This is a genomic window from Pseudomonas sp. GD03944 (genome assembly GCF_029839275.1).
Lineage (GTDB): Bacteria > Pseudomonadota > Gammaproteobacteria > Pseudomonadales > Pseudomonadaceae > Aquipseudomonas.
Genome location: NZ_JAOCAH010000001.1, coordinates 425,640 through 451,936, shown reverse-complemented (window position 1 = coordinate 451,936; position 26,297 = coordinate 425,640). Strand labels below are relative to the sequence as shown.

General features: G+C 64.7%; 30 protein-coding genes. 27 read left to right on the top strand and 3 right to left on the bottom strand.

The window, feature by feature from the left end; translation table 11 throughout:
• Window positions 1-8 precede the first annotated feature (8 nt).
• The 10 genes from N5C28_RS02175 to flhB all read left to right on the top strand — a co-directional run bounded on the left by N5C28_RS02175 (window position 9) and on the right by flhB (window position 7,378).
• Window positions 9-362, top strand: a complete 354-nt coding sequence (locus N5C28_RS02175) for an Hpt domain-containing protein (RefSeq protein ID WP_279819570.1) — start codon at window positions 9-11, stop codon at window positions 360-362.
• 60 nt (window positions 363-422) lie between these two features.
• On the top strand, window positions 423-1,688 hold the full coding sequence (locus tag N5C28_RS02170) for a flagellar hook-length control protein FliK (RefSeq protein WP_279819568.1): 1,266 nt from the start codon (window positions 423-425) through the stop codon (window positions 1,686-1,688).
• Between the two features lie 257 nt (window positions 1,689-1,945).
• Window positions 1,946-2,464, top strand: a complete 519-nt coding sequence (gene fliL / locus N5C28_RS02165) for a flagellar basal body-associated protein FliL (RefSeq protein WP_279819566.1) — start codon at window positions 1,946-1,948, stop codon at window positions 2,462-2,464.
• A gap of 12 nt (window positions 2,465-2,476) precedes the next feature.
• A complete protein-coding gene (fliM, locus tag N5C28_RS02160; RefSeq protein ID WP_279819565.1) occupies window positions 2,477-3,448 on the top strand; it encodes a flagellar motor switch protein FliM in 972 nt (323 codons plus the stop codon).
• A 39-nt stretch (window positions 3,449-3,487) separates the two neighbouring features.
• Window positions 3,488-3,952, top strand: a complete 465-nt coding sequence (fliN, locus tag N5C28_RS02155) for a flagellar motor switch protein FliN (RefSeq protein ID WP_279819563.1) — start codon at window positions 3,488-3,490, stop codon at window positions 3,950-3,952.
• Window positions 3,953-3,961: 9 nt separating this feature from the next.
• Window positions 3,962-4,393: a flagellar biosynthetic protein FliO gene (gene fliO / locus N5C28_RS02150; RefSeq protein WP_279819561.1), complete on the top strand. Its 432-nt coding sequence runs from the start codon at window positions 3,962-3,964 to the stop codon at window positions 4,391-4,393.
• Complete coding sequence (fliP, locus tag N5C28_RS02145) at window positions 4,393-5,178, top strand: flagellar type III secretion system pore protein FliP (protein WP_279819559.1); 786 nt, start codon at window positions 4,393-4,395, stop codon at window positions 5,176-5,178. Before fliO ends, fliP begins: the two co-directional genes overlap by 1 nt.
• A gap of 2 nt (window positions 5,179-5,180) precedes the next feature.
• Complete coding sequence (gene fliQ, locus N5C28_RS02140; protein WP_279819557.1) at window positions 5,181-5,450, top strand: flagellar biosynthesis protein FliQ; 270 nt, start codon at window positions 5,181-5,183, stop codon at window positions 5,448-5,450.
• 1 nt (window position 5,451) lies between these two features.
• Window positions 5,452-6,228, top strand: coding sequence for a flagellar biosynthetic protein FliR (gene fliR, locus N5C28_RS02135; protein WP_279819555.1), 777 nt, complete (start codon window positions 5,452-5,454; stop codon window positions 6,226-6,228).
• Between the two features lie 13 nt (window positions 6,229-6,241).
• Window positions 6,242-7,378: a flagellar biosynthesis protein FlhB gene (gene flhB / locus N5C28_RS02130; protein ID WP_279819553.1), complete on the top strand. Its 1,137-nt coding sequence runs from the start codon at window positions 6,242-6,244 to the stop codon at window positions 7,376-7,378.
• Window positions 7,379-7,415: 37 nt separating this feature from the next.
• Here flhB and sodC read toward each other — a convergent pair whose 3' ends face one another.
• Window positions 7,416-7,937 carry a superoxide dismutase [Cu-Zn] SodC gene (sodC, locus tag N5C28_RS02125; protein ID WP_279819551.1) on the bottom strand — a complete coding sequence of 174 codons (522 nt, stop codon included), beginning with the start codon at window positions 7,935-7,937 and terminating at the stop codon, window positions 7,416-7,418.
• A gap of 274 nt (window positions 7,938-8,211) precedes the next feature.
• Between sodC and flhA the strand changes: the two genes are divergently transcribed.
• The 15 genes from flhA (at window position 8,212) to N5C28_RS02050 (ending at window position 22,984) form a co-directional block, all read left to right on the top strand.
• Window positions 8,212-10,335, top strand: coding sequence for a flagellar biosynthesis protein FlhA (flhA, locus tag N5C28_RS02120; RefSeq protein ID WP_279819550.1), 2,124 nt, complete (start codon window positions 8,212-8,214; stop codon window positions 10,333-10,335).
• A 15-nt stretch (window positions 10,336-10,350) separates the two neighbouring features.
• On the top strand, window positions 10,351-11,661 hold the full coding sequence (flhF, locus tag N5C28_RS02115) for a flagellar biosynthesis protein FlhF (RefSeq protein WP_279819548.1): 1,311 nt from the start codon (window positions 10,351-10,353) through the stop codon (window positions 11,659-11,661).
• Between the two features lie 115 nt (window positions 11,662-11,776).
• Entirely contained in the window at window positions 11,777-12,607 is an 831-nt protein-coding gene (fleN, locus tag N5C28_RS02110) for a flagellar synthesis regulator FleN (RefSeq protein ID WP_279819547.1), read from the top strand.
• Window positions 12,604-13,350, top strand: coding sequence for an RNA polymerase sigma factor FliA (gene fliA / locus N5C28_RS02105; RefSeq protein ID WP_279819545.1), 747 nt, complete (start codon window positions 12,604-12,606; stop codon window positions 13,348-13,350). The genes fleN and fliA overlap by 4 nt, the downstream gene beginning before the upstream one ends.
• Window positions 13,351-13,501: 151 nt before the next feature.
• Window positions 13,502-13,876: a chemotaxis response regulator CheY gene (locus N5C28_RS02100; protein WP_176947307.1), complete on the top strand. Its 375-nt coding sequence runs from the start codon at window positions 13,502-13,504 to the stop codon at window positions 13,874-13,876.
• Between the two features lie 19 nt (window positions 13,877-13,895).
• Entirely contained in the window at window positions 13,896-14,684 is a 789-nt protein-coding gene (locus tag N5C28_RS02095) for a protein phosphatase CheZ (protein ID WP_279819542.1), read from the top strand.
• A 12-nt stretch (window positions 14,685-14,696) separates the two neighbouring features.
• The gene (locus N5C28_RS02090) at window positions 14,697-16,871 is read left to right on the top strand and encodes a chemotaxis protein CheA (protein ID WP_279819540.1); all 2,175 of its coding nucleotides are present in this window, start codon (window positions 14,697-14,699) and stop codon (window positions 16,869-16,871) included.
• Window positions 16,872-16,915: 44 nt separating this feature from the next.
• Window positions 16,916-18,043: a chemotaxis response regulator protein-glutamate methylesterase gene (locus N5C28_RS02085; RefSeq protein ID WP_279819539.1), complete on the top strand. Its 1,128-nt coding sequence runs from the start codon at window positions 16,916-16,918 to the stop codon at window positions 18,041-18,043.
• A 25-nt stretch (window positions 18,044-18,068) separates the two neighbouring features.
• Window positions 18,069-18,809 (top strand): flagellar motor protein, encoded by a 741-nt coding sequence (locus N5C28_RS02080; protein ID WP_279819536.1) that lies wholly within the window; start codon window positions 18,069-18,071, stop codon window positions 18,807-18,809.
• Window positions 18,810-18,821: 12 nt separating this feature from the next.
• Window positions 18,822-19,691, top strand: a complete 870-nt coding sequence (gene motD / locus N5C28_RS02075) for a flagellar motor protein MotD (protein WP_279819534.1) — start codon at window positions 18,822-18,824, stop codon at window positions 19,689-19,691.
• Window positions 19,692-19,744: 53 nt separating this feature from the next.
• Window positions 19,745-20,533, top strand: a complete 789-nt coding sequence (locus tag N5C28_RS02070) for a ParA family protein (protein WP_279819532.1) — start codon at window positions 19,745-19,747, stop codon at window positions 20,531-20,533.
• An 87-nt stretch (window positions 20,534-20,620) separates the two neighbouring features.
• Window positions 20,621-21,451, top strand: a complete 831-nt coding sequence (locus N5C28_RS02065; protein WP_279819530.1) for a CheW domain-containing protein — start codon at window positions 20,621-20,623, stop codon at window positions 21,449-21,451.
• Window positions 21,452-21,540: 89 nt separating this feature from the next.
• On the top strand, window positions 21,541-22,020 hold the full coding sequence (locus N5C28_RS02060; RefSeq protein WP_279819528.1) for a chemotaxis protein CheW: 480 nt from the start codon (window positions 21,541-21,543) through the stop codon (window positions 22,018-22,020).
• Window positions 22,021-22,416, top strand: a complete 396-nt coding sequence (locus tag N5C28_RS02055) for a DUF2802 domain-containing protein (RefSeq protein WP_279819526.1) — start codon at window positions 22,021-22,023, stop codon at window positions 22,414-22,416.
• Window positions 22,417-22,540: 124 nt separating this feature from the next.
• Window positions 22,541-22,984, top strand: coding sequence for a rhodanese-like domain-containing protein (locus N5C28_RS02050; protein WP_279819523.1), 444 nt, complete (start codon window positions 22,541-22,543; stop codon window positions 22,982-22,984).
• On the opposite strand, the gene N5C28_RS02045 is transcribed toward N5C28_RS02050, so the two are convergent.
• Together N5C28_RS02045 and N5C28_RS02040 are read right to left on the bottom strand one after the other, a co-directional pair.
• Complete coding sequence (locus N5C28_RS02045; protein ID WP_279819521.1) at window positions 22,965-23,297, bottom strand: EscU/YscU/HrcU family type III secretion system export apparatus switch protein; 333 nt, start codon at window positions 23,295-23,297, stop codon at window positions 22,965-22,967. The genes N5C28_RS02050 and N5C28_RS02045 overlap by 20 nt on opposite strands.
• Entirely contained in the window at window positions 23,294-24,838 is a 1,545-nt protein-coding gene (locus tag N5C28_RS02040) for a flagellar hook-length control protein FliK (RefSeq protein ID WP_279819519.1), read from the bottom strand. Before N5C28_RS02040 ends, N5C28_RS02045 begins: the two co-directional genes overlap by 4 nt.
• 150 nt (window positions 24,839-24,988) lie before the next feature.
• On the opposite strand from N5C28_RS02040, the gene ccmA reads away from it, so the two are divergent.
• Together ccmA and ccmB are read left to right on the top strand one after the other, a co-directional pair.
• Window positions 24,989-25,624: a cytochrome c biogenesis heme-transporting ATPase CcmA gene (ccmA, locus tag N5C28_RS02035; protein WP_279819517.1), complete on the top strand. Its 636-nt coding sequence runs from the start codon at window positions 24,989-24,991 to the stop codon at window positions 25,622-25,624.
• The gene (ccmB, locus tag N5C28_RS02030) at window positions 25,621-26,292 is read left to right on the top strand and encodes a heme exporter protein CcmB (protein WP_279819514.1); all 672 of its coding nucleotides are present in this window, start codon (window positions 25,621-25,623) and stop codon (window positions 26,290-26,292) included. The genes ccmA and ccmB overlap by 4 nt, the downstream gene beginning before the upstream one ends.
• Window positions 26,293-26,297: the final 5 nt, after the last annotated feature.

Below are 26,297 nucleotides of genomic sequence, written 5' to 3'. Positions count from 1 at the left end.
AGTTCGCAGTGTCCGACATTCATCTCGACAGTACGGTGCTGGCGTCCTTGCAGGATGTCATGGAAGCAGAGTACCCGGTGCTGCTGGACACCTTCCTGGCGGACTCGGAAGAACGCCTGCGCCTGCTGCATGTGGCCGCGGACGCCGGCGATGCCCAGGCCTTGCGCCTGGCGGCCCACAGCTTCAAGGGCAGCTGCAGCAACATGGGCGCGCCGATGCTGGCCGGGTTGTGCAAGCAGCTCGAGGAATTTGGCCGCCGCGAGCAGCTGGACGAAGTCCCCGAACTGATCGAGCAGGTCGAGCGCGAGTTCGCCATCGTACGTATTCTGTTCAAGTCCGAACGCCAGCGTTATCGCCTCTGAGCGAGTTGGCCCAGCCTTTGCAGTCTCCCTGGCACGACCCAACCCTAACGGAGAGTGCCCATGTCCGTTGCCCCCGATCTGCTTCTCAAGCCTGCACCCGAGATGAAGCCGAAAACCTCCGCGGCCAAAGCCCCGGATCGTTCGGCTGAACCTCGCAAGAACGAGGCCTCCAGCTTCGCTCAGGTGTATGCCAAGGAGCGTCAGGCAAAAGCTGCAGAGCGCAATGATGCGTCTGCCAAACACAGCCGAGAGACTCGACCCGAGCCCGCGGCCAATGCCCCGACCCCGCCCGCCGATGCCGCTGCGCAACCGGCGGTTGCCGATAGCGGCAAGCCCTTGCCGTCCGACACCACGGACGAAGAGGGCGTGGTCGATCCCTTGCTGCTGTTCGGTATCACCGGCCAGCCCCCGACGGATGTCGTCGAGGGCACGGGCCTGCTACCGGAAGGCGAGGCCGAGGGGGATCTCGTGCAGGTGCCGGCCGGCAGCCTGGTGGGCTCCGGCCCGGCGAGCATGACCGAGGCCAGCTTCGACCCTGAACTGGATGCCCTGAACCAGATGCCGGCGGTGCAGATGGCGCTGGAAATGGGCAAGGCCAAGGCCGCCAGCGCCGAACAGGGCACTCCGGGAACGGCGAGCGGCCAGACACTGCTGTCCACTGGCCAGAGTTTCGCCAGCGCCATGGCCGCCATGGGGGTGCAGCAGGCCGAGACCGAAACGGAGCCCGCGCTTGATCTGTCCACCCTGGAGGTGACGACGGAGGTGCTGGAGACGATGAAGGAGAGCGTGGCCGATAACCGTCCGGAGAATTTCGTCAGCAAGCTCAGCGCCCTGAGCCAGGCCATCGGCCAGCAGACCAACGCGGCCACGCGCCCGATGGTCGGCCAGCCCGTGGCCATGCAGCAGGCCGGCTGGAGCGAAGCGGTGGTGGACCGGGTGATGCTGATGTCCAGTCAGAACCTGAAATCCGCCGAGATCCAGCTGGACCCGGCCGAGCTGGGGCGCCTGGAGGTGCGGATCAACATGAGCCAGGACCAGGCCCAGGTGACCTTCGCCAGCGCCAACGCCGGGGTTCGCGAAGCCCTGGAAAGCCAGATGCACCGCCTGCGCGACATGTTCACGCAGCAGGGCATGAACCTGGCCGACGTCAACGTCTCCGACCAGTCGAACCGCGGCTGGCAGGGGCAGGAGGGTAACGGCAGGGGGCAGGGCGGTCGTTCCAATGAACTGCTCGGCAGTCACGAGGACGACGCGCTGCACCCGGTTGCCGAGGTGAGAAGCACGCCCTTGAGCGGCGGCCGCGGGATGGTCGATTTCTACGCCTGAGGCCGTTAACGCTGTAGTCCGGTCAGCCACTGATCTAAACTGCCTATCGCCCGGTGCGCATGTGCGCACCGGGCGATGTCGTTTTCGGGTGACAGTCAGGGAAATGCCTGTTTATATCCGTGCTCATGCGGCTGCATGCCGCGCATGGGACCTGTTTGGCGTTACGCGCGCTACCGTCGTCTTCTACAAGCTGGCATAACACTTGCTCCCAACCCATTGAAAACGGATAGAACTCCGATCTGTGACGGATTATTGGCATGGCTAAGAAAAACGCCCCGCAGGACTCGGCTGGCGCCGAGGCTAAACCGGCCGGGAAAATGAAACTGATCATCCTGATCGCGGTGGCCTTCATCCTCGCGGTCGGCTTGTCGGTGGGCGGTACCTGGTTCTTCCTGAACAAGGGCGCGAGCAGCGAAGCGCCCGCCGAAGAGGCCGCCGAGAGCGCCGCGCCAGTCAAACAGCCGGCCATCTACGAAGAGCTGGCCCCGGCGTTCGTGGTCAATTTCTCGTCGAACAACCGTCGCTACATGCAGGTCAGCGTGGCGCTGATGGCTCGCGACCAGGCCGCCCTTGACGCCCTCAAGGTGCACATGCCGGTGCTGCGCAACCGCCTGGTGATGCTGTTCTCCAGTCAGGATTTCGATTCCCTGGTCACCCCGGTGGGCAAGGAAATGCTGCGCCAGCAGGCCACGGCCAGTGTTCAGGAGCTGGCAGAGAAGGAAACCGGCAAGCTGGCCATCGAACAAGTGCTGTTCACCAACCTCGTGTTGCAGTAGTCAGGAGCTCCCATGGCCGTGCAAGACCTGCTTTCCCAGGATGAGATCGATGCGCTGTTGCATGGCGTCGACGATGGCCTGGTCGAAACCGAGGATGCCGCTGAACCGGGCAGCGTCAAGCAATATGACCTGACCAGCCAGGACCGGATCGTCCGGGGCCGCATGCCGACCCTGGAAATGATCAACGAACGTTTCGCCCGCTACACCCGAATCAGCATGTTCAACCTGCTGCGCCGCTCCGCCGACGTGGCGGTGGGCGGGGTGCAGGTGATGAAGTTCGGCGAGTACGTGCACTCGCTGTACGTGCCGACCAGTCTCAACCTGGTGAAGATGAAGCCGCTGCGCGGTACCGGCCTGTTCATCCTCGACGCCAAGCTGGTGTTCAAATTGGTGGACAACTTCTTCGGTGGCGATGGCCGTCACGCCAAGATCGAGGGGCGCGAGTTCACCCCCACCGAGCTGCGCGTGGTGCGCATGGTGCTGGACCAGGCCTTCATCGATCTCAAGGAAGCCTGGCACGCGGTGATGGACATCAACTTCGAGTACGTCAACTCGGAGGTCAACCCGGCGCTGGCCAACATCGTCAGCCCGAGCGAAGTGATCGTCGTCTCGACCTTCCACATCGAACTGGACGGCGGTGGCGGCGACCTGCACGTGACCATGCCGTATTCCATGGTCGAGCCGATTCGCGAGATGCTCGACGCCGGCTTCCAGTCCGATGTCGACGACCAGGACGAGCGCTGGATCAAGGCACTGCGTGAAGACATCCTCGATGTCAGCGTGCCGCTCGGCGCCACCATCGCGCGCCGCCAGCTGAAACTGCGGGACATCCTGCACATGCAGCCGGGCGACGTGATCCCGGTGGAGTTGCCCGAGCATGTGGTCATGCGCGCCAACGGCGTGCCGTCTTTCAAGGTCAAGCTCGGCGCGCACAAGGGCAACCTGGCGCTGCAGGTGCTTGAACCGATCGATCGCCAGCGCTGATGCGCGGCGCACCCTTTTTCAGCCAGCCGAGGACAGACGATGGCAGATGACGAAAACACCTCCCCCGAGGAGCAGGCGCTGGCCGATGAGTGGGCCGCCGCGCTGTCGGAGGCCGGCGATGCCGGGCAGGACGATATCGATGCGATGCTCGCCGCCGGCGGCGTCAGCGAACCCGCCGCGCCCCGTGCGCCGATGGAAGAGTTCGGCAGTGCGCCCAAGGGCGGCCAGCCGGTCAGCCTGGACGGCCCCAACCTGGATGTGATCCTGGATATCCCGGTGTCGATTTCCATGGAGGTCGGCAACACCGATATCACCATCCGCAACCTGCTGCAGCTCAACCAGGGTTCGGTGATCGAGCTCGATCGCCTGGCGGGCGAGCCGCTGGACGTACTGGTCAACGGCACGCTGATCGCCCACGGCGAAGTGGTGGTGGTCAACGAGAAGTTCGGCATTCGCCTGACGGACGTGATCAGCCCCAGCGAACGTATCAAGAAGCTGCGCTAAGGCCCGCCCATGTTCAAGCGTTTCGGCTTCATCCTGGCTATGCCCCTGACCGCCCTGGCTGCCGAACCGGCGGCTCAGGCGGCGACGCCCATGGCCGGCAGCGGTATCGCCGGCCAACTGGGGCAACTGCTGCTCGGCCTGCTGCTGGTCATCGGCCTGATCTTCCTGCTGGCCTGGCTGATGCGCCGCGTGCAGCAGGTGGGGCCCCGTGGCGGCCAGGTGATTCGCATCATGGCCAGCCAGGCGCTGGGTCCGCGTGATCGGCTGGTGCTGGTGCAAGTGGGCAACGAACAGGTGCTGCTCGGCCTGTCGCCCGGGCGGATCACCTCGCTGCACGTGATGAACGAGCCGGTGCACCTGCCGGATGGCGAGCCGGCCACCACGGAGTTTGCCCAGCGCCTGATGGAGCTGTTGGGCAAGGATCAGAAGGACAAATCCTGATGGTGCGTCTGTTTCTGCTGCTGGTGTTGAGCGTCGGCGCTTCCCTGGCATTCGCCCAGGATGCGCCGACCGCCAGTTCGCTGATCCAGCAGGGCAGCAACCCGCTGTCGATCCCGGCGATCACCCTGAGCACCGACGCCGAAGGGCAGCAGGAGTACTCGGTCAGCCTGCAGATCCTGCTGATCATGACGGCGCTGAGCTTCATCCCGGCGTTCGTCATGCTGATGACCAGCTTCACCCGGATCATCATCGTATTTTCCATTCTGCGCCAGGCCCTGGGCCTGCAGCAGACGCCGTCGAACCAGATTCTCGTCGGTCTGGCGCTGTTTCTGACGATGTTCATCATGGCGCCGGTGTTCGATCGGGTTAACACCGACGCCCTGCAGCCCTACCTCAACGAGCAGTTGAGCGCCCAGGACGCCATTGCCCGGGCCGAAATCCCGATCAAGGACTTCATGTTGGCGCAGACCCGCGAAAGCGATCTCGAACTGTTCGTGCGGCTGTCCAAGCGCACCGACATCGCCAGTCCGGAAGATGCGCCGTTGACCATCCTGGTCCCGGCGTTCGTCACCTCCGAGCTGAAGACTGCGTTCCAGATCGGCTTCATGATCTTCATTCCGTTCCTGATCATCGACCTGGTGGTGGCAAGTATCCTCATGGCCATGGGGATGATGATGCTGTCGCCGCTGATCATCTCCCTGCCGTTCAAAATCATGCTGTTCGTCCTCATCGACGGCTGGGCGCTGATCATGGGCACGCTGGCTGCCAGTTTCGGAGGAACCTGACCATGACACCCGAGGTAGCGGTCGACCTGTTTCGCGAGTCCCTGTGGCTGACCTCGATGGTCGTTGCGGTGGTCGTCATGCCCAGCCTGCTGGTGGGCCTGCTGGTGGCGATGTTCCAGGCGGCGACCCAGATCAACGAGCAGACGCTGAGTTTTCTGCCGCGTCTGATAGTGGTTCTATTGACGCTGATCTTTACCGGCCCCTGGCTGGTGCGTGAACTCATGGAGTACACGCAGAACCTGATCATGAACATTCCGCAGCTGATCGGCTGACGTGCTCGAGCTGACCGAAGCGCAGATCGGCGGCTGGGTCGGCAGCTTCCTGCTGCCGCTGTTTCGCATCGCCGCACTGCTGATGACCATGCCGGTGATCGGCACCCAGCTGGTGCCGACGCGGGTACGCCTGTACCTGTCCCTGGCGCTGTGCATGGTGCTCATGCCCAACCTGCCGCCGATGCCGGAAGTCGACGCGATCAGCGTGTCGACGTTTTTGCTGATCGCCCAGGAAATCCTCATCGGCGCCATGCTCGGTTTCAGCCTGCAGCTGTTCTTCCACGCCTTCGTGATTGCCGGACAGATCGTCGCCACCCAGATGGGCCTGGGCTTCGCCTCCATGGTCGACCCCGCCAATGGCGTGTCGGTGGCGGTCATCGGGCAGTTCTTCCTGATGCTGGTGACGCTGCTGTTCCTGGCCATGAACGCCCACCTGGTGGTGTTCGAGGTAATCGCCGAAAGTTTCGTCACCCTGCCGGTGGGCAGCGGCATGCTGACCGGGCACTACTGGGAAATCGCCAACAAGCTGGGCTGGGTCCTGGGGGCGGCGTTGATCCTGGTGCTGCCGGCGGTGACCGCGCTGCTGGTGGTCAACGTGGCGTTCGGTGTCATGACCCGCGCGGCGCCACAATTGAATATCTTCGCAATCGGTTTCCCACTGACCCTGGTGCTGGGGTTTGCGATCGTCTGGATCGGCATGGCGGATATCCTGTCCCAATACCAGGTCTTCGCCACCGAGGCCCTGCAACTGTTGCGCGAACTCGCGCGGGCACCCTGAGGAGGCATGAGCCATGGCCGAATCCGAAAGCGGTGCCGATAAAAGCGAGGAACCCACGGAGAAACGTCTCCGTGAATCCCGAGAGAAGGGTCAGATCGCCCGTTCCCGCGAACTCAACACCCTGGCCGTGATGCTGGCCGGTGCCGGCGGGCTGCTGGCCACGGGGGGCAGCCTGGGCAGCGACCTGCTGGACATCATGCGCGGCAATTTCTCCCTGCCGCGCGAGGCCATCATGGACGAACGCGCCATGGGCATCTGGCTGCTGGCATCGGGACAGGCGGCCATCGAGGCGGTGCTGCCGCTGTTCGTCGCCCTGCTGATCGCCTCCATCGTCGGCCCCATTGCCCTGGGGGGGTGGTTGTTCACCGCCGACGCCATGGCGCCCAAGCTCAACCGCCTGGACCCGCTGGCGGGCCTCAAGCGGATGTTCTCGCTCAAGGCGTTGATCGAGCTGCTCAAGGCCCTGGCCAAGTTCGTGGTGATCCTGGCAGTGGCCCTGCTGGTGCTGTCTGCCGACAGCGACGACCTGCTGGCCATCGCCCATGAGCCGCTGGAGGCGGCCATTCTGCATGCGGCGCAGGTGGTGGGCTGGAGCGCGTTGTGGATCTCCTGCGGGTTGATCCTGATCGCGGCGGTGGATGTGCCGTTCCAGCTCTGGGACAACAAGCAGAAGCTGATGATGACCAAGCAGGAAGTGCGCGACGAGTACAAGGACAGCGAGGGCAAGCCCGAGGTCAAGCAGCGCATTCGCCAGTTGCAGCGCGAGATGGCCGAGCGGCGGATGATGCAGTCCGTGCCCCAGGCCGACGTGATCATCACCAACCCGACGCACTTCGCCGTGGCGCTGAAATACGACCCGACCAAGGGCAGCGCGCCGGTGCTGCTGGCCAAGGGGGCTGACTTCACGGCCCTGAAGATCCGTGAAATCGGCCAGGAACACCAGGTGATGCTGCTGGAATCGCCGGCGCTGGCGCGGGCGGTGTTCTATTCCACCGAGCTGGACCAGGAGATTCCTGCCGGCCTGTACCTAGCGGTGGCCCAGGTCCTGGCCTACGTCTACCAGATTCGCCAGTATCAGGCCGGCAAGGGCAAGCGCCCGGCGCCGCTGGCGGACCTGCCGATCCCGCCGGACCTGCGCCGCGACGAGTGATCGGGTGCAGCCGGCGGGCCCGGCTGCACGCTGGGCGTTACTCGATCACGCCGCAGGCCACGCGTGCGCCGCCACCGCCCAGCGGTTTCGGGTGGTCAGCGTGGTTGTCGCCACCGGCATGGACCATCAGCGACAGGCCTTTCAGCTCGTCGACGCTTTTGATCCGCGGTGCCAGCACCGGCTGGCTGGCTTTGCCGTCGGCGGTGACCAGCAGGGCGGGGAGGTCGCCGAGGTGACCATCGCCCCAGGGCAGGCCGTGCTTGCCGGTGTTCTGCGGGTCCCAGTGGCCGCCGGCGGCTTCGGCGGCCGAGGGCTGGCCATCCTTGGGTGCCGGGTCGCAGCTGGGCTTGCTGTGCACATGGAAGCCGTGCAGGCCGGGTTCGAGGTCGTGCAGCTGGGGGGTAAACACCACGCCGTACGGGCTTTCGCTGATGCTCACGGTACCGACCGAGGCGCCCTGGCCCTTGGCATCCACGGCATTGAGTTCCACCGAGCGGTCGGCGGCCTGCAGGCTTGCGGCGCAGCAGCCGGCCAGTGCGGCGATCATCCATCGTTTCATCGTTGACTCCTTGGTAGCTGTCAGGAAGGCGCGACGGGCGTGGCGCGCCTCACTGTGCTGGGACTGGCGTTTGCCGCTGAGGTTCGCTGTTTTCATGACGCGGCCGCTGCCCACCCTGGCCGAGGCGGCGATCAAACCTTCCAAGATCGGTCCTTGTCAGCCTGCAGCCCAGTGATTGCGGCCAGTTGGCAAAACTGGAAAGCTTCTTGCAAACACCGGCGTAGCGACGCCTTGGGCGTCAAAAGATTGAATGGCTCGGGGTACGGAAGTGGCAGTGAATCGCGCGCAAATCATCGGTGACGTACGCAGCAACCTGTCCGGGCTGCGCAACGGCAGCCTGGGTATTCCCCTGCTGCTGCTGGTCATGCTCGCCATGGTCATGCTGCCGATCCCGGCGTTCCTGCTGGACGTGCTGTTCACCTTCAACATCGCCCTGTCCATCGTGGTCCTGCTGGTCGCCATCTACGCCCTGCGCCCGCTGGACTTCGCCGTGTTTCCCACCATCCTGCTGGCCGCCACGTTGCTGCGCCTGGCGCTGAACATCGCCTCCACCCGGGTGGTGCTGCTGCACGGTCAGGATGGCCACGACGCGGCCGGTAAGGTGATCCAGGCCTTCGGTGAGGTGGTGATCGGCGGCAACTACGTGGTGGGTATCGTGGTGTTCGCGATCCTCATCATCATCAACTTCATCGTGGTGACCAAAGGTGCGGGGCGTATCTCCGAGGTGAGCGCGCGCTTCACCCTGGACGCCATGCCCGGCAAGCAGATGGCCATCGACGCCGACCTCAACTCTGGCCTGATCGACCAGGCGGAAGCCAAGAAGCGCCGGGTCGAAGTGGCCCAGGAGGCCGACTTCTACGGTTCGATGGACGGTGCCAGTAAGTTCGTGCGCGGCGACGCCATCGCCGGCCTGCTGATCATGTTCGTCACTCTGCTCGGCGGTATCGGCATCGGCATGTTGCAGCACGGCCTGCCGTTCGCTGAGGCCGGGCGCATCTACTCCCTGCTGACCATTGGTGATGGCCTGGTTTCGCAGATTCCGTCGCTGCTGCTCTCCACGGCATCCGCCGTGATGGTGACCCGCGTGTCCAGTTCCGAAGACATGGGCGCCCAGGTCAACCGCCAGATGTTCGCCTCGCCCCGTGCGCTGGCCGTGGCTGCCGCGATCATGATCGCCATGGGCCTGGTGCCCGGCATGCCGCATTTCTCGTTCATCAGCCTGGGCCTGGTGGCCGCGGGTGCCGCCTACTGGATCGCCCATAAGCAGCGCAAGGCCAAGGAGGAAGAGGTCCAGGAGGTCCAGCGTCAGCAGGAGCTGATCCCGGCCCAGCGTGCCCAGGAGGTCAAGGAACTCGGCTGGGACGACGTGACCCCGGTGGACATGGTGGGCCTGGAAGTCGGCTATCGCCTGATTCCGCTGGTGGACCGCAACCAGGGCGGCCAGTTGCTGGCGCGGATCAAGGGCGTGCGCAAGAAGCTCTCCCAGGAGATGGGCTTTCTCATGCCGTCGGTGCACATCCGCGACAACCTGGACCTGCAACCCAACGCTTATCGCCTGACCCTGATGGGCGTCAGCGTGGCCGAGGCCGAGGTCTACCCGGATCGCGAGCTGGCCATCAACCCGGGCCAGGTGTTCGGCACCCTGAACGGCGTGGCCGCCAAAGATCCGGCGTTCGGCCTGGAAGCGGTGTGGATCGACCCCAGCCAGCGCGACCAGGCGCAGTCGCTGGGCTACACCGTGGTGGACGCCAGTACCGTGGTCGCCACCCACCTCAATCAGATCCTGCACAAGCACGCTCACGAGCTGCTGGGGCACGAAGAAGTCCAGCAACTCATGCAGCTGCTGGCCAAGAGCTCGCCGAAGCTGGCGGAAGAGCTGGTGCCCGGCCTGATTTCTCTGTCGACCCTGCTCAAGGTGTTGCAGGTGTTGCTGCAGGAGCAGGTGCCGGTGCGCGACATACGCACCATCGCCGAGGCCATCGCGAACGTGGCGCCGAAGAGTCAAGATCCCGCCGCGATGGTGGCGGCGGTGCGCGTCGCGCTGGCCCGTGCAATCGTGCAAAGCATTGTGGGACTAGAGCCGGAGCTGCCTGTGATCACCCTGGACCCAAGGTTGGAACAGATATTGCTCAATAGCTTGCAGAAGGCCGGTCAGGGCGCCGAAGAGGGAATCCTCCTGGAACCTGGCATGGCCGAGAAGCTGCAACGATCCCTGGTGGAGGCGGCGCAACGTCAGGAAATGCTCGGCAAACCAGTGATCCTGCTGGTAGCCGGACCGGTTCGGGCGATGCTCTCGCGGTTTGCACGACTGGCGGTGCCGAACATGCACGTGCTGGCGTACCAGGAAATTCCGGACAACAAGCAGGTCACCATCGTCGCGACGGTGGGGCAGAACTAACCGAGGTTACAGGCCATGCAGGTCAAACGCTTTTTCGCCGCCGATATGCGTCAAGCCATGAAATTGGTCCGCGATGAGCTGGGCGCCGATGCCGTGATCATTGGCAATCGCCGGGTCGCGGGCGGCATCGAGCTGACCGCTGCCCTGGATTACCAGATCCCGGCCGCCCCGGTTCGTCAGCCCAACCCGGCGCTGGAAGCCGAGCTGCGCAAGACCCAGTCGCGCATCGCCTCGGCCCAGGCCGAGCTGACCACCCGTGCCCAGGTCGATGCTGGCAAGGATCGTCAGCTGTTTGGCGCCGAGCCGAGCCTACCCGCCGACAACCTGGCGGCTGCCGTGCGCAAACCGCAGGCCGCCCCGGTTGCCGCTCCGGCGGCCACCGACCAGCGTGCCCTGGACGCCATGCGTTTCGAACTGCACGGTCTGCGTGAGCTGATCGAAGTGCAACTGGGCTCCATCGCCTGGGGTCAGATGCAGAACCGTCGTCCGCAGCAGGCCAACCTCTGGCGCCGCCTGCAGCGCATGGGCCTGCCCGCCGAACTGGCGCGCGTGCTGCTCGAACGTGTCGGCTCGATCGCCGACCCGCGTCAGGCCTGGCGCATGGTGCTGGCGCACTTGGCTCACGCGATTCAGACCCCCAAGCAGGAGCCGATGGAAGAGGGCGGCGTGATCGCCCTGGTCGGTCCGGCCGGCATGGGCAAGACCACCACCCTGGCCAAGCTGGCGGCCCGCTACGTGCTCAAGTACGACGCGCAGCACATCGCCCTGGTCAGCATGGACAGCTACCGCATCGGCGCTCAGGAGCAATTGAAGACGCTCGGGCGTATCCTTGACGTGTCGGTGACCCTGGTCGATCCGGGCCAGTCGCTGACCCAGGCCCTGGCACCGCTGGCGCGCAAGCGCGTGGTCCTGATCGACACCGCGGGCCTGCCCGCCAACGATCCGGCGCTGCGCATGCAGCTCGAAGCCCTGGCCAGCCGTGGCGTGAAAGCGAAAAATTATCTGGTGATGGCTGCAACCAGCCAGAGCCAAGTGCTCAAGGCCGCCTACCATAGTTACAAGCGCTGTGGTTTGTCGGGCTGCATCCTGAGCAAGGTGGATGAAGCCACCAGCCTGGGCGAGGTTTTAGGTCTGGCTATTGGCCAGCGTCTACCGGTAGCCTATCTGGCAGACGGTCCGCGGATTCCGGACGACCTGCACGTGCCGCGCAGCCACCAGCTGGTGAGCCGCGCCGTTGGCCTGCAGTCGGCGGAAGATCCGAGCGAGGACACGATGGCCGACATGTTTGCCGGCCTCTATCAGCAGCCGGCACGACGCGCCGGTTGAGCGGCATGACGAAGGGTGTTCAGTAGCACGGTGGCGACAACTGGCCCGTCGGTGGATTGACAGGGCACAATGGGCCACCTGGCTCCAGTCGAAGTAGACAAGGTGTAAAGAGAACATGGGTATGCATCCCGTACAGGTGATCGCGGTGACCGGCGGCAAAGGTGGCGTCGGCAAGACCAATGTGTCGGTGAATCTGTCGCTGGCGCTGGCCGACCTCGGCCGACGCGTCATGCTGATGGACGCGGACCTTGGCCTGGCCAACGTCGACGTCCTGCTCGGCCTCAGCGCCAAGCGCACCCTGGCCGATGTCATCAGCGGCGAGTGCGACCTGCGCGACGTGGTCCTGCAGGGCCCCGGCGGCATCCGCATCGTGCCGGCCGCCTCGGGCACGCAGAGCATGGTGCAGCTCTCGCCCATGCAGCATGCCGGCCTGATCCAGGCCTTCAGCGACATCAGCGACAACCTCGACGTGCTGATCATCGACACCGCAGCCGGCATCGGCGATTCGGTGGTGAGCTTCGTGCGCGCCGCCCAGGAAGTGCTGGTGGTGGTCTGCGACGAACCGACCTCGATCACCGACGCCTATGCGCTGATCAAGCTGCTCAACCGTGACCACGGCATGAGCCGGTTCCGCGTGCTGGCGAACATGGCGCACAGCCCGCAGGAAGGTCGAAACCTCTTTGCTAAGCTGACCAAGGTCACCGATCGTTTTCTTGACGTTGCGCTGCAGTATGTGGGCGCCGTCCCGTACGACGAATCCGTGCGCAAGGCCGTGCAGAAGCAGCGCGCGGTCTACGAAGCGTTTCCGCGCTCGAAATGCTCGCTGGCGTTCAAGGCCATCGCCCAGAAAGTCGATGCCTGGCCGCTGCCGGCCAACCCACGCGGTCATCTGGAATTCTTCGTGGAGCGTCTGGTGCAGCAACCGACCGCGGACACGGCCATATGACGGCAGCCTCTGGACTTCGTATGTATACCAAGGCGCAGGCACAAGACTCCCAACACCAGTTGATCGAGCGCTATGCACCGCTGGTCAAGCGTATCGCCTACCACCTGCTGGCGCGTCTGCCGGCCAGCGTGCAGGTCGATGACCTGATCCAGGCGGGCATGATCGGTCTGCTCGAAGCCTCGAAGAAATACGATTCCAGCAAGGGCGCCAGTTTCGAAACCTTCGCTGGCATCCGCATCCGCGGTTCCATGCTGGACGAGGTGCGCAAGGGGGATTGGGCGCCCCGTTCGGTGCACCGCAACAGCCGGATGGTCAGTGACGCCATTCGGATAATTGAGGCCAGAACGGGCCGAGACGCTAAAGATCAAGAAGTTGCGGCCGAACTCCAATTGAGTCTCGAGGATTACTACGGCATTCTTGGCGACACTTTGGGCAGTCGCCTGTTCAGCTTCGACGATTTGTTGCAGGACGGTGAACACGGTGGCTTGCGCGAAGACGCCAGCACCAATCATCTCGAGCCTTCACGCGATCTTGAAGACGAACGCTTTCAGGCGGCCCTGGCCGATGCCATTGCCAACCTGCCCGAGCGCGAACGCCTGGTGTTGTCGCTGTATTACGATGAAGAGCTGAATCTCAAGGAAATTGGCGAAGTGCTGGGGGTCAGCGAGTCACGCGTCAGCCAGCTGCACAGTCAGTGTGCGGCACGTCTGCGGGCGCGGCTGGGTGAGTGGCGAGCACACTGAGTAGTTTGAATAAAACGGATCGTGAACGAGCGTCGCGCCTGATACCAGGTGCTGCGGTCTGTTGCGGCGCGTCAGGCCGGTTTCACGATTAAGGGCGTATCCAGGAGCTGGGTGCGTTTGGGACTGTACGGAGGTCGACTTGGACAAGAACATGAAAATCCTCATCGTTGACGATTTTTCGACGATGCGACGGATCATCAAGAACCTCCTGCGTGATCTGGGGTTCACCAACACCGCGGAAGCCGATGACGGCACCACCGCACTGCCCATGCTGCAAAGCGGCAGTTTCGATTTTCTGGTGACCGACTGGAACATGCCGGGTATGACCGGTATCGATCTGCTGCGCGCCGTGCGCGCCGATGACCGCCTCAAGCATCTGCCGGTGCTGATGGTAACGGCGGAAGCCAAGCGCGATCAGATCATCGAAGCCGCTCAAGCCGGCGTGAACGGCTATGTGGTCAAGCCTTTCACCGCCCAGGTGCTGAAGGAAAAGATTGAGAAAATCTTCGAGCGGGTCAACGGCTGATGTCGGCCGCGAGGTTGTTATGGAACACGATGATTCCCCACAGGGTGACCTCGAGTCGACCCTGAAAACCAACGCGCGCCAATTGGTCGATAGCCTGGAAAACGGCAATTTTGGCGAAGCGGTGCAGCTGATCAACGAACTCAACAAGGCACGCGACCGTGGGCTCTACCACGAAGTCGGCAAGCTGACGCGCGAGCTGCACAACGCGATCGTCAACTTCCAGCTCGACCCGCGTGTGCCGCATGCCACCGAAGTGTCGCAGATCGCGGATGCGACCGAGCGCCTGAACTACGTGGTGACGATGACCGAGAAAGCGGCCAATCGCACCATGGACCTGGTCGAGCAGAGCGCGCCGCTGGTCAACGACCTCAGCGACGAGGCCCAGAGCCTGAGCGCCGAGTGGGGCCGCTTCATGCGCCGGGAAATGAGTGCCGACGGTTTCCGCGAGCTGGCCAAGCGCATCGAGCTGTTCCTGGCCCGCAGCGAGCGTGACAGCAGCAAGCTGTCCGGGCACCTCAACGACATTCTGCTGGCCCAGGACTACCAGGACCTGACCGGCCAGGTGATCAAGCGCGTCACCCAGCTGGTGACCGACGTCGAGAGCAACCTGCTGAAGCTGGTGCTGATGGCCAGCCAGGTCGACCGTTTTGCCGGTATCGAGCACAACCACGACGTGCTGCGCGCCGAACAGGAAAAACAAAAAGAACCTTCACGGGGTGAAGGTCCGCAGATTCATGCCGATAAGCGTGAGGACGTCGCATCCAATCAGGATGATGTCGATGATTTGCTGTCCAGCCTAGGATTTTAGGGAGCACGCTATATGAGCTTCGGCGCCGATGAAGAGATCCTCCAGGATTTCCTGGTAGAGGCCGGCGAGATTCTCGAGCAATTGTCCGAGCAGTTGGTGGAGCTAGAAAGCCGCCCGGACGATATGAACCTGCTCAACGCGATTTTCCGGGGGTTCCACACCGTCAAGGGTGGGGCCGGTTTCCTCCAGCTCAACGAGCTGGTGGAGTGCTGCCACATCGCCGAAAACGTGTTCGACATCCTGCGCAAGGGTGAGCGGCGCGTGGACGCCGAGCTGATGGATGTCGTGCTCGAAGCACTGGATGCCGTCAATGGCATGTTCAGCCAGGTCCGCGAACGGGTCGAGCCCACCCCGGCCACGCCGGAGTTGCTGGCGGCCCTGTCGCGCCTGGCAGAGCCCGCCGGTGCGACCCCGACAGCCGCCCCGGTGCAGGCCGCAGCGCCCGCGCCCGTGCCGGCACCTGAGCCGGAGCCTGCCGTGGCGTCCGGTGACATCACCGACAGCGAGTTCGAACAGTTGCTCGACGCGCTGGGTGAAACGCCGGCCGAAAGCACCCCGACCAGCGCCAGTGACGAAATCACCGACGACGAGTTCGAATCGTTGCTCGACCAGTTGCATGGCAAGGGCCAGTTCGTGCCGCCGGCCGTGACCGCGGCACCGGCCGCTGCTGCCTCGGCATCCGCTGCGCCAGCCAGTGACGAGATCACCGACGACGAGTTCGAATCGCTGCTCGACCAGTTGCATGGCAAGGGGCAGTTCGCTGCACCGGCCACTCCGGCACCTGCTGCGCCGGTGAGTGCCGCTGCCGCTCCGGCAGGGGATGACATCACCGACGACGAATTCGAAGCACTGCTCGACCAGTTGCATGGCAAGGGCAAGTTCGTCGAGCCCGCCGCCATTGCCAAGGCTCCTGAACCCGTTGCGGCTGCTGCGCCTGCCAAGGCCGCGGCCAAGCCGATTGTCCGCGAGCCGGCGAAAGCCGCGCCTGCGCCGGTTGCCGAGAAGGCGCCCGCCAGCGAAGCAGAGACCACGGTTCGCGTCGACACGGCGCGCCTGGACGAGATCATGAACATGGTCGGCGAACTGGTGCTGGTGCGTAACCGCCTGGTGCGCCTGGGGCTCAACAGCGGCGACGAAGCCATGTCCAAGGCCGTGTCCAACCTGGACGTGGTGACGGCCGACCTGCAGACCGCGGTGATGAAGACCCGCATGCAGCCGATCAAGAAGGTCTTCGGCCGCTTCCCGCGGCTGGTCCGTGACCTGGCGCGCCAGCTCAAGAAGGAAATCAACCTGGAGCTGGTCGGTGAAGAGACCGACCTGGACAAGAACCTGGTCGAGGCCCTGGCCGACCCGCTGGTCCACCTGGTGCGCAACGCCGTCGACCACGGGGTGGAAACCCCGGAAGAACGCGAGGCCGCCGGCAAGTCGCGTACCGGTCGCGTGGTGCTGTCCGCCGAGCAGGAGGGCGATCACATCCTGTTGATGATCACCGACGACGGCAAGGGGATGGACGCCGACATTCTGCGCGGCAAGGCCGTGGAGAAGGGCCTGCTGGACAAGGACGCGGCGGATCGCCTGACCGACCTGGAATGCTACAACCTGATCTTCGCCCCGGGGTTCTCGACCAAGACCGAGATTTCCGACGTGTCCGGCCGCGGTGTTGGCATGGACGTGGTGAAAACCAAGATTTCCCAGCTCAACGGTACGGTCAACGTCTTCTCGCAGAAGGGCCAGGGCTCGAAGATCGTCATCAAGGTGCCGCTGACCCTGGCGATCATGCCGACCCTGATGGTGATGCTGGGCAACCAGGCGTTCGCCTTCCCGCTGGTCAACGTCAACGAGATTTTCCACCTCGACCTGTCGCGCACCAATGTCGTCGACGGCCAGGAAGTGGTGATCGTGCGCGACAAGGCGCTGCCCCTGTTCTACCTCAAGCGCTGGCTGATCCGCAGCGCCGCCCACGAGGAGCAAGGGGAGGGCCACGTGGTGATCCTCACCGTCGGCAGCCAGCGCATCGGCTTCGTGGTCGACCAGCTGGTCGGCCAGGAAGAGGTGGTGATCAAGCCCCTGGGCAAAATGCTGCAGGGCACCCCGGGCATGTCTGGCGCTACCATTACCGGTGACGGGCGCATTGCGCTGATTCTCGACGTACCGAGCATGCTCAAGCGTTACGCACGCCGCATCTGATTGTTCGCGGCGCTGGCGACGGCCAGCGCCGTTTAGGAGTGTTTATGGCTGTCAAGGTTTTGGTGGTGGATGATTCCGGTTTCTTCCGCCGGCGGGTGTCCGAGATCCTCTCGGCCGATCCGAATATCCAGGTGGTTGGCACCGCTACCAATGGGCGTGAGGCCATTGATCAGGCGTTGGCGCTCAAGCCCGACGTGATCACCATGGATTACGAAATGCCGATGATGGACGGCATCACCGCTGTGCGAAACATCATGCAGCGTTGCCCGACACCGGTCCTGATGTTCTCGTCGCTGACCCACGAGGGCGCGCGCGTCACCCTGGACGCGCTCGACGCAGGCGCCGTCGACTTCCTGCCGAAGAACTTCGAAGACATCTCGCGCAACCCGGAGAAGGTCAAACAGCTCCTGTGCGAGAAGGTCCACAGCATCGCGCGCAGCAACCGCCGCAGCATCAGCATGCCGGCGCCAGCCCCGACCCCGAGTGCCAGCACCCTGGGAAAGCCGGCAGCGCCGACTAGCCTCAGCCGCCCGAGCGTCAGCGTGTCTGCGCCCGCGAGCAGCAGCACGGCCCATGCCCATGCCAGCACCTCGTCGGCGCCCAAGCGCAAATCCTACAAGCTGGTCGCCATCGGCACCTCCACCGGTGGCCCGGTGGCGCTGCAGCGGGTCCTGACCCAGCTGCCGGCCAATTTCCCGGCGCCGATCGTGTTGATCCAGCACATGCCGGCGGCCTTCACCAAGGCCTTCGCCGAGCGCCTGGACAAGCTGTGCCGGATTTCGGTCAAGGAAGCGGAAGACGGCGATATCCTGCGCCCGGGCCTGGCCCTGCTGGCGCCGGGTGGCAAGCAAATGATGGTCGACGGCCGTGGCGCGATCAAAATCTTGCCTGGTGACGAACGCCTGAACTACAAGCCCTGTGTCGACATCACCTTCGGGTCGGCGGCCAAGTCTTACCACGACAAGGTGCTGGCAGTGGTGCTCACCGGCATGGGCGCCGACGGCCGAGAAGGCGCTCGCCTGCTCAAACAGAGCGGCAGCCAGGTCTGGGCCCAGGACGAAGCCAGCTGCGTGATCTATGGCATGCCCATGGCAGTGGTCAAGGCCAACCTGGCGGATGCGGTCTACGGGCTGGATGACATCGGTCGGCACCTGACCGAGGCGTGCATGTGATGAGCCTCGTCGAGAGCGTGACTGCATGGATGTACTGAGCCTAATCGGGGTCATCCTGGCGTTCGTCGCCATTCTGGGTGGCAATTACCTCGAAGGCGGGCATGCGGGCGCGCTGCTCAATGGTCCGGCGGCGCTGATCGTCATCGGCGGCACCCTGGGGGCGGCGTTCCTGCAGGCGCCGGTGAACGTCTTCAAACGAGCGCTGGCTATCCTGCGCTGGATATTCTTTCCGCCGCACATCGATCTGGTGGGTGGGATCAACCGCGTGGTCGGCTGGAGCATGACCGCGCGCAAGGAAGGTTTGCTGGGCCTGGAGTCCGTGGCCGATGCCGAGGCCGACCCCTATGCGCGCAAGGGCCTGCAACTGCTGGTCGACGGCGTCGAGCCCGAGGCCATCCGCAGCATCCTCGAGGTGGACCTGTTCACCCAGGAAGGCCGCGACATGCAGGCCGCCAAGGTCTACGAGAGCATGGGTGGCTACGCCCCAACCATCGGCATCATCGGTGCGGTGATGGGCCTGATCCACGTCATGGGCAACCTGGCGGACCCGAGCATGCTCGGCAGTGGCATTGCCGTGGCGTTCGTCGCGACCATCTACGGCGTCGGCCTGGCCAACCTGCTGCTGTTGCCGATTGGCAACAAGCTCAAGGCCATCGCCCTGCGTCAGTCCCGTTACCGGGAAATGCTGCTCGAAGGCATCCTGTCGATCGCCGAGGGTGAGAACCCGCGCTCCATCGAGTTGAAGCTGCAAGGCTTCATGGACTGATGGAGGCAAGCCATGGCCCGCAGGCGTCACCACGAGGAGCATGAGAATCACGAGCGCTGGCTGGTGTCCTACGCGGACTTCATCACCCTGTTGTTCGCCTTTTTCGTGGTGATGTACTCGATTTCGTCGATCAATGAAGGCAAGTACAAGATTCTGTCGGAAACCCTGACCGGGGTGTTCAACCAGCCGGATCGCTCGATCAAGCCGATCCCAGTGGGCGATGAACGCCCCCGGACCACCGAGCCAGATCGCTCGATGGTCGATGAGGACCTGACGCAGATGTCGGCGGACAACCTGCAGAGCATCGCCGACAGCGTCAGCCAGGCGTTTGGCGACCTGATCGAAAGCGATCAGTTGAAGGTGCGCGGCAACGAGCTGTGGATCGAGATCGAACTGAGCTCCAGCCTGCTGTTTCCCAGCGGTGATGCGCTGCCGGATGACGCGGCGTTCGAGATCATCGAGAAGGTCGCCAAGATTCTGGCGCCTTATGAAAACCCGGTGCACGTCGAAGGCTTTACTGACAACCTTCCCATTCGCACGGCGCAGTACCCGACCAACTGGGAGTTGTCAGCCGCACGGGCGGCGAGCATCGTGCGCATGTTGGCCATGGACGGGGTCGACCCCGGGCGCCTGGCCGCCGTGGGCTATGGAGAATTTCAGCCGGTGGCCGACAACGCCACGGCGGAGGGCAGGGCGCGCAATCGCCGGGTGGTGCTGGTGATTTCCCGCAACCTGGATGTTCGGCGCAGTGTCAGCGGCGTGGGCAGTGCCAACGCCAGCCCCGATGGCGCGCTGCAGCGGGCTGGCACGCAACCTGCACCAACGCCAGCAACGCCGGCCCCGTCATCGGGTGCCGCCAATCCTACGTCGCCAGCCCCATGAGGGCGGGCACCAAGTCTCGGTCGGGCTGAGCCCGGGCCGGGAGGACGAAGAAGATGAGAGTCTGGGCAGTATCCAATCAAAAAGGTGGAGTCGGCAAAACCACTTCATCCATCGCACTGGCGGGCCTGCTGGCGGATGCCGGCAAGCGGGTGGTCGTGGTCGACCTCGATCCCCATGGCTCGATGACCAGCTATTTCGGGCATGACCCGGATTCGCTGGAGCGCAGTTGCTTCGACCTGTTCCTGAACCAGGGCAACGTGCCCCAGGGCCTGCCGCAGCAACTGCTGCTGCCGACCAGCCACGAGCGGATTTCCCTGCTGCCCTCGAGCACCGCGCTGGCCACCCTGGAGCGTCAGTCCCCCGGACAGAATGGTTTGGGCCTGGTGATCGCCAAGAGCCTCGCGCAGCTGTGGCAGGACTTCGACCACGCGATCATCGACAGCCCGCCGTTGCTGGGCGTGCTGATGGTCAACGCCCTGGCCGCCAGCCAGCAGCTGGTGATCCCGGTGCAGACCGAATTCCTCGCGGTCAAGGGCCTGGAGCGCATGGTTAGCACCCTGGCGATGATCAACCGGTCGCGCAAGCAGGCCTTGCCCTATACCATCGTGCCCACGCTGTTCGACCGCCGTACCCAGGCCTCGATGAGCACCCTCAAAGTGCTGCGCAACAGTTACCCCGAGCACCTCTGGCAAGCCTACATTCCGGTCGACACGCGCCTGCGCGATGCCAGCCGTGCCGGGCTCACGCCGTCGCAATTCGATAACAATAGCCGCGGTACCATCGCCTACCGCGCGTTGCTCAAGCACCTGCTGGCCCAGCAGCCTTCGGCACAGGTCGCCTGAGGTGAACGTCTATGCTGAAGGCTGTCGCTCAAGTCTGTCCCCTGTGCAGCCGATAGGCTGTACAGACCCATTTTGCGGATTCCACCCATGAGCCGTTCTGTCGCTACCGCTACCCGTCCCCAACTGGCCCTGCAGTCCTATCTCGATGGCCTGCTGCAGGACGCTGCGGTCGAGTTGGCGGAATCCACCAGCCTGGATGAATTCGAAGCGGCCGTGCTGGAGGAGCAGGTGCGTGATGCGCGCCTGGAAACCGTGTTCATGCCGACCGTTCAGGTCGAGGCGCGGGTCGAGGCAGAGCCTGTGGTCGCCCCGGTGATCGTTGAAACGCAGCCGGCGACGGCACTGGAGTTGGTGGCACCGGTAGCCCTGATCGAACCGTTGGCCGAGGTGCATCGCCCGGCCTCCCAGGAGCCGGTCGTACCTCGCCTGCACCTCGATGGCCGGCCGGAATGGGCCGAGGAGCCGTTCGAGTGCCTGCTGTTCGACGTGGCCGGCCTGACCCTGGCCGTACCGCTGGTGTGCCTGGGCTCGATCTACCCGCTGGCGGGGCAGGACCTGACGCCATTATTTGGCCAGCCGGACTGGTTTCTCGGCATACTGCCGAGCCAGGCCGGTAACCTGAAGGTGCTGGACACCGCCCGCTGGGTGATGCCGGACCGTTACCGCGAAGATTTCCGCCAGGGCCTGCAGTACGTGATTTCCGTGGAAGGCTACGAGTGGGGGCTGGCGGTGCACCAGGTCAGCCGCTCCATCCGCCTGGACCCCAGCGAGATCAAGTGGCGCACCCAGCGCACCCAGCGTCCATGGCTGGCCGGTACGGTGATCGAACACATGTGTGCCTTGCTGGACGTCGCTTCGCTGGCGGAGCTGATCGCCAGTGGCGCCGCCAAGCGGATGGTCAACGGCCAGCTGCACTGATTGAATGACGACCGGGTTGGCCCGGTCGATGATGACAAGCGGGTTGATCCGCGCACGCCGCCCGCGCGGCTAATGACGAGGCTAGGGACATGAAGAAAAGTTCTGCACAAGGCGCTGAAGACCCGATTCTGCAGTGGGTGACCTTCCGTCTGGACGACGAGACCTACGGCATCAACGTGATGCAGGTCCAGGAAGTGTTGCGCTACACCGAGATCGCGCCGGTGCCGGGTGCGCCAAGCTACGTGCTGGGTATCATCAACCTGCGTGGCAACGTGGTGACGGTGATCGACACCCGCCAGCGTTTCGGCCTCGACTCCAGCGACGTGACCGACAACACCCGCATCGTGATCATCGAGGCGGACAAGCAGGTCGTCGGCATCCTGGTCGACAGCGTGGCTGAAGTGGTCTACCTGCGCCAATCCGAAGTGGAAACCGCGCCGAACGTCGGCAACGACGAATCCGCCAAGTTCATCCAGGGCGTCTGCAACAAGAACGGCGAGCTGCTGATTCTGGTCGAACTGGACAAGATGATGAGCGAAGAAGAGTGGTCCGAGCTGGAGAACATCTGAGTGCTCGAAGTGGTGCTGATCGTACTCGCGCTGATCTGCCTCGGGCTGGTCGGCGCCTGTGTCTGGCTGGCTTCGCAACTCCGCCATGCGGCGCAGTTGCAGGCCGAGCGTGACGCCGTACGCGATCAGCGCATCCGTGACCTGAGCCGACGCCTGGACACCTACCTCACCGGCAGTGTGCGCATGGGCGAAGAGCTCCAGGAGCTGCGGCGCACCGTGGCGCCGCTGCCGGACAAGCTGACCCAGATGGAGCAGCGTGACCCCAGCAGCCTGTCGTTCACCCAGGCGGCCCGCCTGGTGGGCCTGGGTGCCAGCGTCGACGACCTGACCCAGTCCTGCGGCCTGACCAAGGCCGAGGCCGAGCTGGTCAGCAAGCTGCACCAGGCCAAGCGCTGAGCCTGCCTTCAACCTGTCCATAGCGCTGGCGGTTTTTACCGGCGTGTTCGCCGCGCCCATTCGTTCCTAGTCCGTCGCGCCGCACTACCTAAGCTCAAGCTGGGTATTTCGCGGAGGGCTGGCCATGCGCGCACATTGGGTTTTCCTGTTGGGAATCTGGCTTGGCGCAACGGCCCAGGCCCAGGAGGCGCCGCAGGTGGTGGAAGGGGCCATGACCATCAACGCCCGGCAGGCGAAGATTCTCTACGACTACGGCGCGCTGTTCGTCGACGTACGCTCTGCCCGTGAGTGGGAGTGGGGGCATGTGGAAGGGGCGGTGCACCTGGACCTCGCCGACCGCTTCAGTGCCCTGGCGCAGCCGCACTGGCCCCGTGAGTACCCGCTGGTGATCTACTGCGACAGCGAGGTCTGCCCACACAGCGCGCTGGCATCGCACCTGGCGGTGACCTGGGGTTATCAGCAGGTGTTCTACTTCCGCAGCGGCTACTTCGCCTGGCAGTTGCTCGATTACCCCCTGGGCAAGGGGCAGGCGACCCAGGCGCTGGCGTTTACGTCCGGGGGCCGGTAAGCAGGGGGCGGGGCGGCGTCACGTCACGGTCACCCCGCTCGAAGCCCGGCGGGCACTTGCCCTTGAGGTACCAGGCGAACGCGATGATTTCGGCGATGCAGCGGTACAGCTGTTCCGGGATCGCCTCGCCCAGCTCCAGGCGCGCCAGCAGGCGCACCAGGTCGGCGTTTTCGTAGATCGGCACTTCGTACTCCCGCGCAATGGCGAGAATGGCTTCGGCCAGTTCGTCGTCGCCCTTGGCCGTGAGGCTGGGGGCACTCTTGCCGTCGTAGTTGAGGGCGATGGCCTGGCGGGGGGCGGCTTTCCTGCTCATGCGGTTTCATCCACCCAGCGTTGTTCGAGTGAGGTGCGCGGCCCCTGGGGCGGCGTGCCCTGGCTGCAGGCCAGTTCGCCGACCTGCAGCCCGGCGGCAATGAGCCGCTCGCGCAGGTTGCTCAGCTGGCTGTCGATCAGGCTGGCGGTTTCCCGGCGCTCCGCCCACAGCTGGCTGGAGAGACTGCCGCGCATCAGTTGGGCCTGGACCTGCAGCGGGCCCAGCGGGTCGAGGTCGAAGGCCATCTCGATGCGCCAGACCGCTTCTTTCTGTTCGTTCTTGCTGGTCTGCTGGGGTTCGTCGTGCTGGATCTTCACCTGCAGCGGCACCAGTTCCTGCTGGTTGCGCATCGGCACTTCCAGCTGCCAGGTGGTCAGCAGGTTGCCGTCCGGGCCGACCTGGGTCTGGGCCAGGCTGGAGAGCTGGTGGGTCTGCAGGCGCGAGATCGCGGCGGCGGCCAGTTTCAGCAGCGCTTCGAGGTCGGCTTCCTCTTCCATGTTCTGCAGCACGCGCGAGGGCAGCGGGAAGCTCAGGGCCTGCTGGCGTGCGCCGGCCTGGCCGATGTTGCCCAGCATGTTGCGGGCGAATGCCGGCAGGGCCTGTGCCAGCGACGCGCTGGCGCTGGCCGATGCCAGTGGCGTGCCGCCCGGCAGGTTGGGCAGTATCTGGCTGATCAGGCGCAGCAGGTTGGCCTTGAGGTCGGCGGGCAGGGCGCTGGCCTGGCCGCCGAGCAATTTGCTTTCGAGGAACAGGCCGCTGTTCTCCAGCGCCTGGCCGAGGCCCTTGCCGGAGCTCAGCTGGTCGGCAGTCGGCATGGCGGCGAACAGGCGGTCGATGCTGCCTTTCAGTCCTTCCGGCAGGCCTTCCTGGCCGCGCATGCCCTGCAGGGCCTTGAACAGGCCTTCCAGCGAGCCCTGGCGGCCCTGCTGTGCGGTGAGTTGCTGGGTCAGCTCCAACTGGTCCATACGCCCGCTCAGGGGCAGGAAGGCCAGGGCTTGGCTGCCCTGGACCTGGGCGCTCAGCAGACTGCCCAAGGGCAATGGCAACGGCGTTTCCAGCGACAGTTTGCTGCCGGCCAGCGGGGTGTTCAGCAGGTTGACCAGCACCTTGTACACGGCTTCCTGGGCCTTGCCCTGGGCGATCTGCTCACGGGCGATCACCTTGCCCTGCAGCAGCGTGCCGACGGGAAACTGGTCCAGGTCGAGACTGGTCAGCGCCTTGTCGCCGCCGGGTTGCAGGGCAATGGCCAGGCGCGTGTCCGAGAGGGCGGTGACCGCCAGGGTGGTGCCTTGCTCCAGGGGGCGGGTGCTGCTGGCCTGCAAAGTCGCCTGGCGGCCGTTTTCCAGGGTCAGTTTGAGCAGCACCTGAAACGTCTGGGCCACTTCCTTGGCGGTGATCACCTCGGCGCTGGCGGTTTCGCCGCTGGCCAGCAGGCCCTGCATCGGTTGCAGCAGTTTCACCGCCATGTCGGCGGCCATCGCATTGGGGCGGCTGCTCGGTGCGGTGGGGGGAAGCGGGCGGGGACTGCTGATTTCGCTCATTGACGGGTTACAACCTGTCGAAAAAGCCCGCTGCGACGGGCAGGGCGTGGCATGTATAATGCCGCCCCGTCCGGGCCGGCTATGCATTCAACGTGCATCAGTATAGCGGCCGGGGCACTGCCGACTTGAACCGTTTTAGGTACCCATGCCTTGACCAGCCCTTTTCTCGAAGCCGTCGCGCTCACCTGCGAGCGGGACTGGCGCATGCTGTTCGAGCGCCTGGACGTGCGCCTGGCAGCCGGCGAGATGTTGCAGATCGCAGGGCCCAACGGCAGTGGCAAGACCAGTCTTCTACGCCTGCTGGCCGGGCTGATGCAACCCACCGCGGGTGAAATTCTTCTCAACGGCCAGCCCCTGGCCCGGCAGCGCGGCGAATTGACGCGCAACCTGCTGTGGATCGGCCATGCGGCGGGCATCAAGGGCCTGCTCACCGCCGAAGAAAACCTGGCCTGGCTCTGCGCCCTGCACCAGCCGGCCTCCCGGGAGGAAATCTGGGCAGCGCTGGAGGCGGTCGGCCTGCGCGGTTTCGAGGACGTGCCGTGCCACACCCTGTCGGCCGGGCAACAGCGCCGCGTCGGTCTGGCGCGCCTGTACCTCAAAGGCCCTTCGCTGTGGATTCTCGACGAGCCTTTCACCGCGCTGGACAAACAGGCGGTCGCGCAACTGGAGAACCACCTGGCGGCGCACTGCGAGCAGGGCGGCCTGGTGGTCCTGACCACGCACCACACCCTGACGGTCAAACCGGCCGGCTACCGCGAGCTTGACCTGGGGCAACGCCAGCCATGAGTAGTGTTTTCACCCTGCTGGTTGCCCGCGAGGCACGCCTGCTGTTCCGCCGTCCAGCCGAGCTGGCCAATCCGCTGGTGTTCTTCGCCATCGTGATCGCCCTGTTCCCCCTGGCGGTCGGCCCGCAGACCCAGTTGTTACAAACCCTTTCTCCGGGCCTGGTCTGGGTGGCGGCGCTATTGGCCGTGCTGCTCTCGCTGGACGGGCTTTTCCGCAGTGATTTCGAGGATGGCTCCCTGGAGCAGTGGGTCCTTTCGCCGCACCCCCTGCCTCTTCTGGTTCTGGCCAAGGTGCTGGCACACTGGCTGTTTTCCGGGCTGGCCCTGGTGCTGTTGGCACCGTTGCTGGCCCTGATGCTGGGTCTGCCCGGGCGCTGCCTGCCGATACTGCTTCTGTCGCTGCTGCTCGGAACCCCGGTGTTGAGCCTGCTGGGCGCCGTGGGTGCGGCCCTGACCGTGGGCCTCAAGCGCGGCGGCTTGCTGCTGGCGCTGCTGATTCTGCCGCTGTACATCCCGGTGCTGATCCTTGGCAGCGGGGCGCTACAGGCCAGCCTGCAGGGATTGCCGGCGGTCGGTCACTTGTTGTGGCTGGCCAGCCTCACCGCGCTGGCGGTGACCTTGACACCCTTTGCCATCGCCGCCGGTCTGACGATCAGCGTCGCTGAGTAACCCAT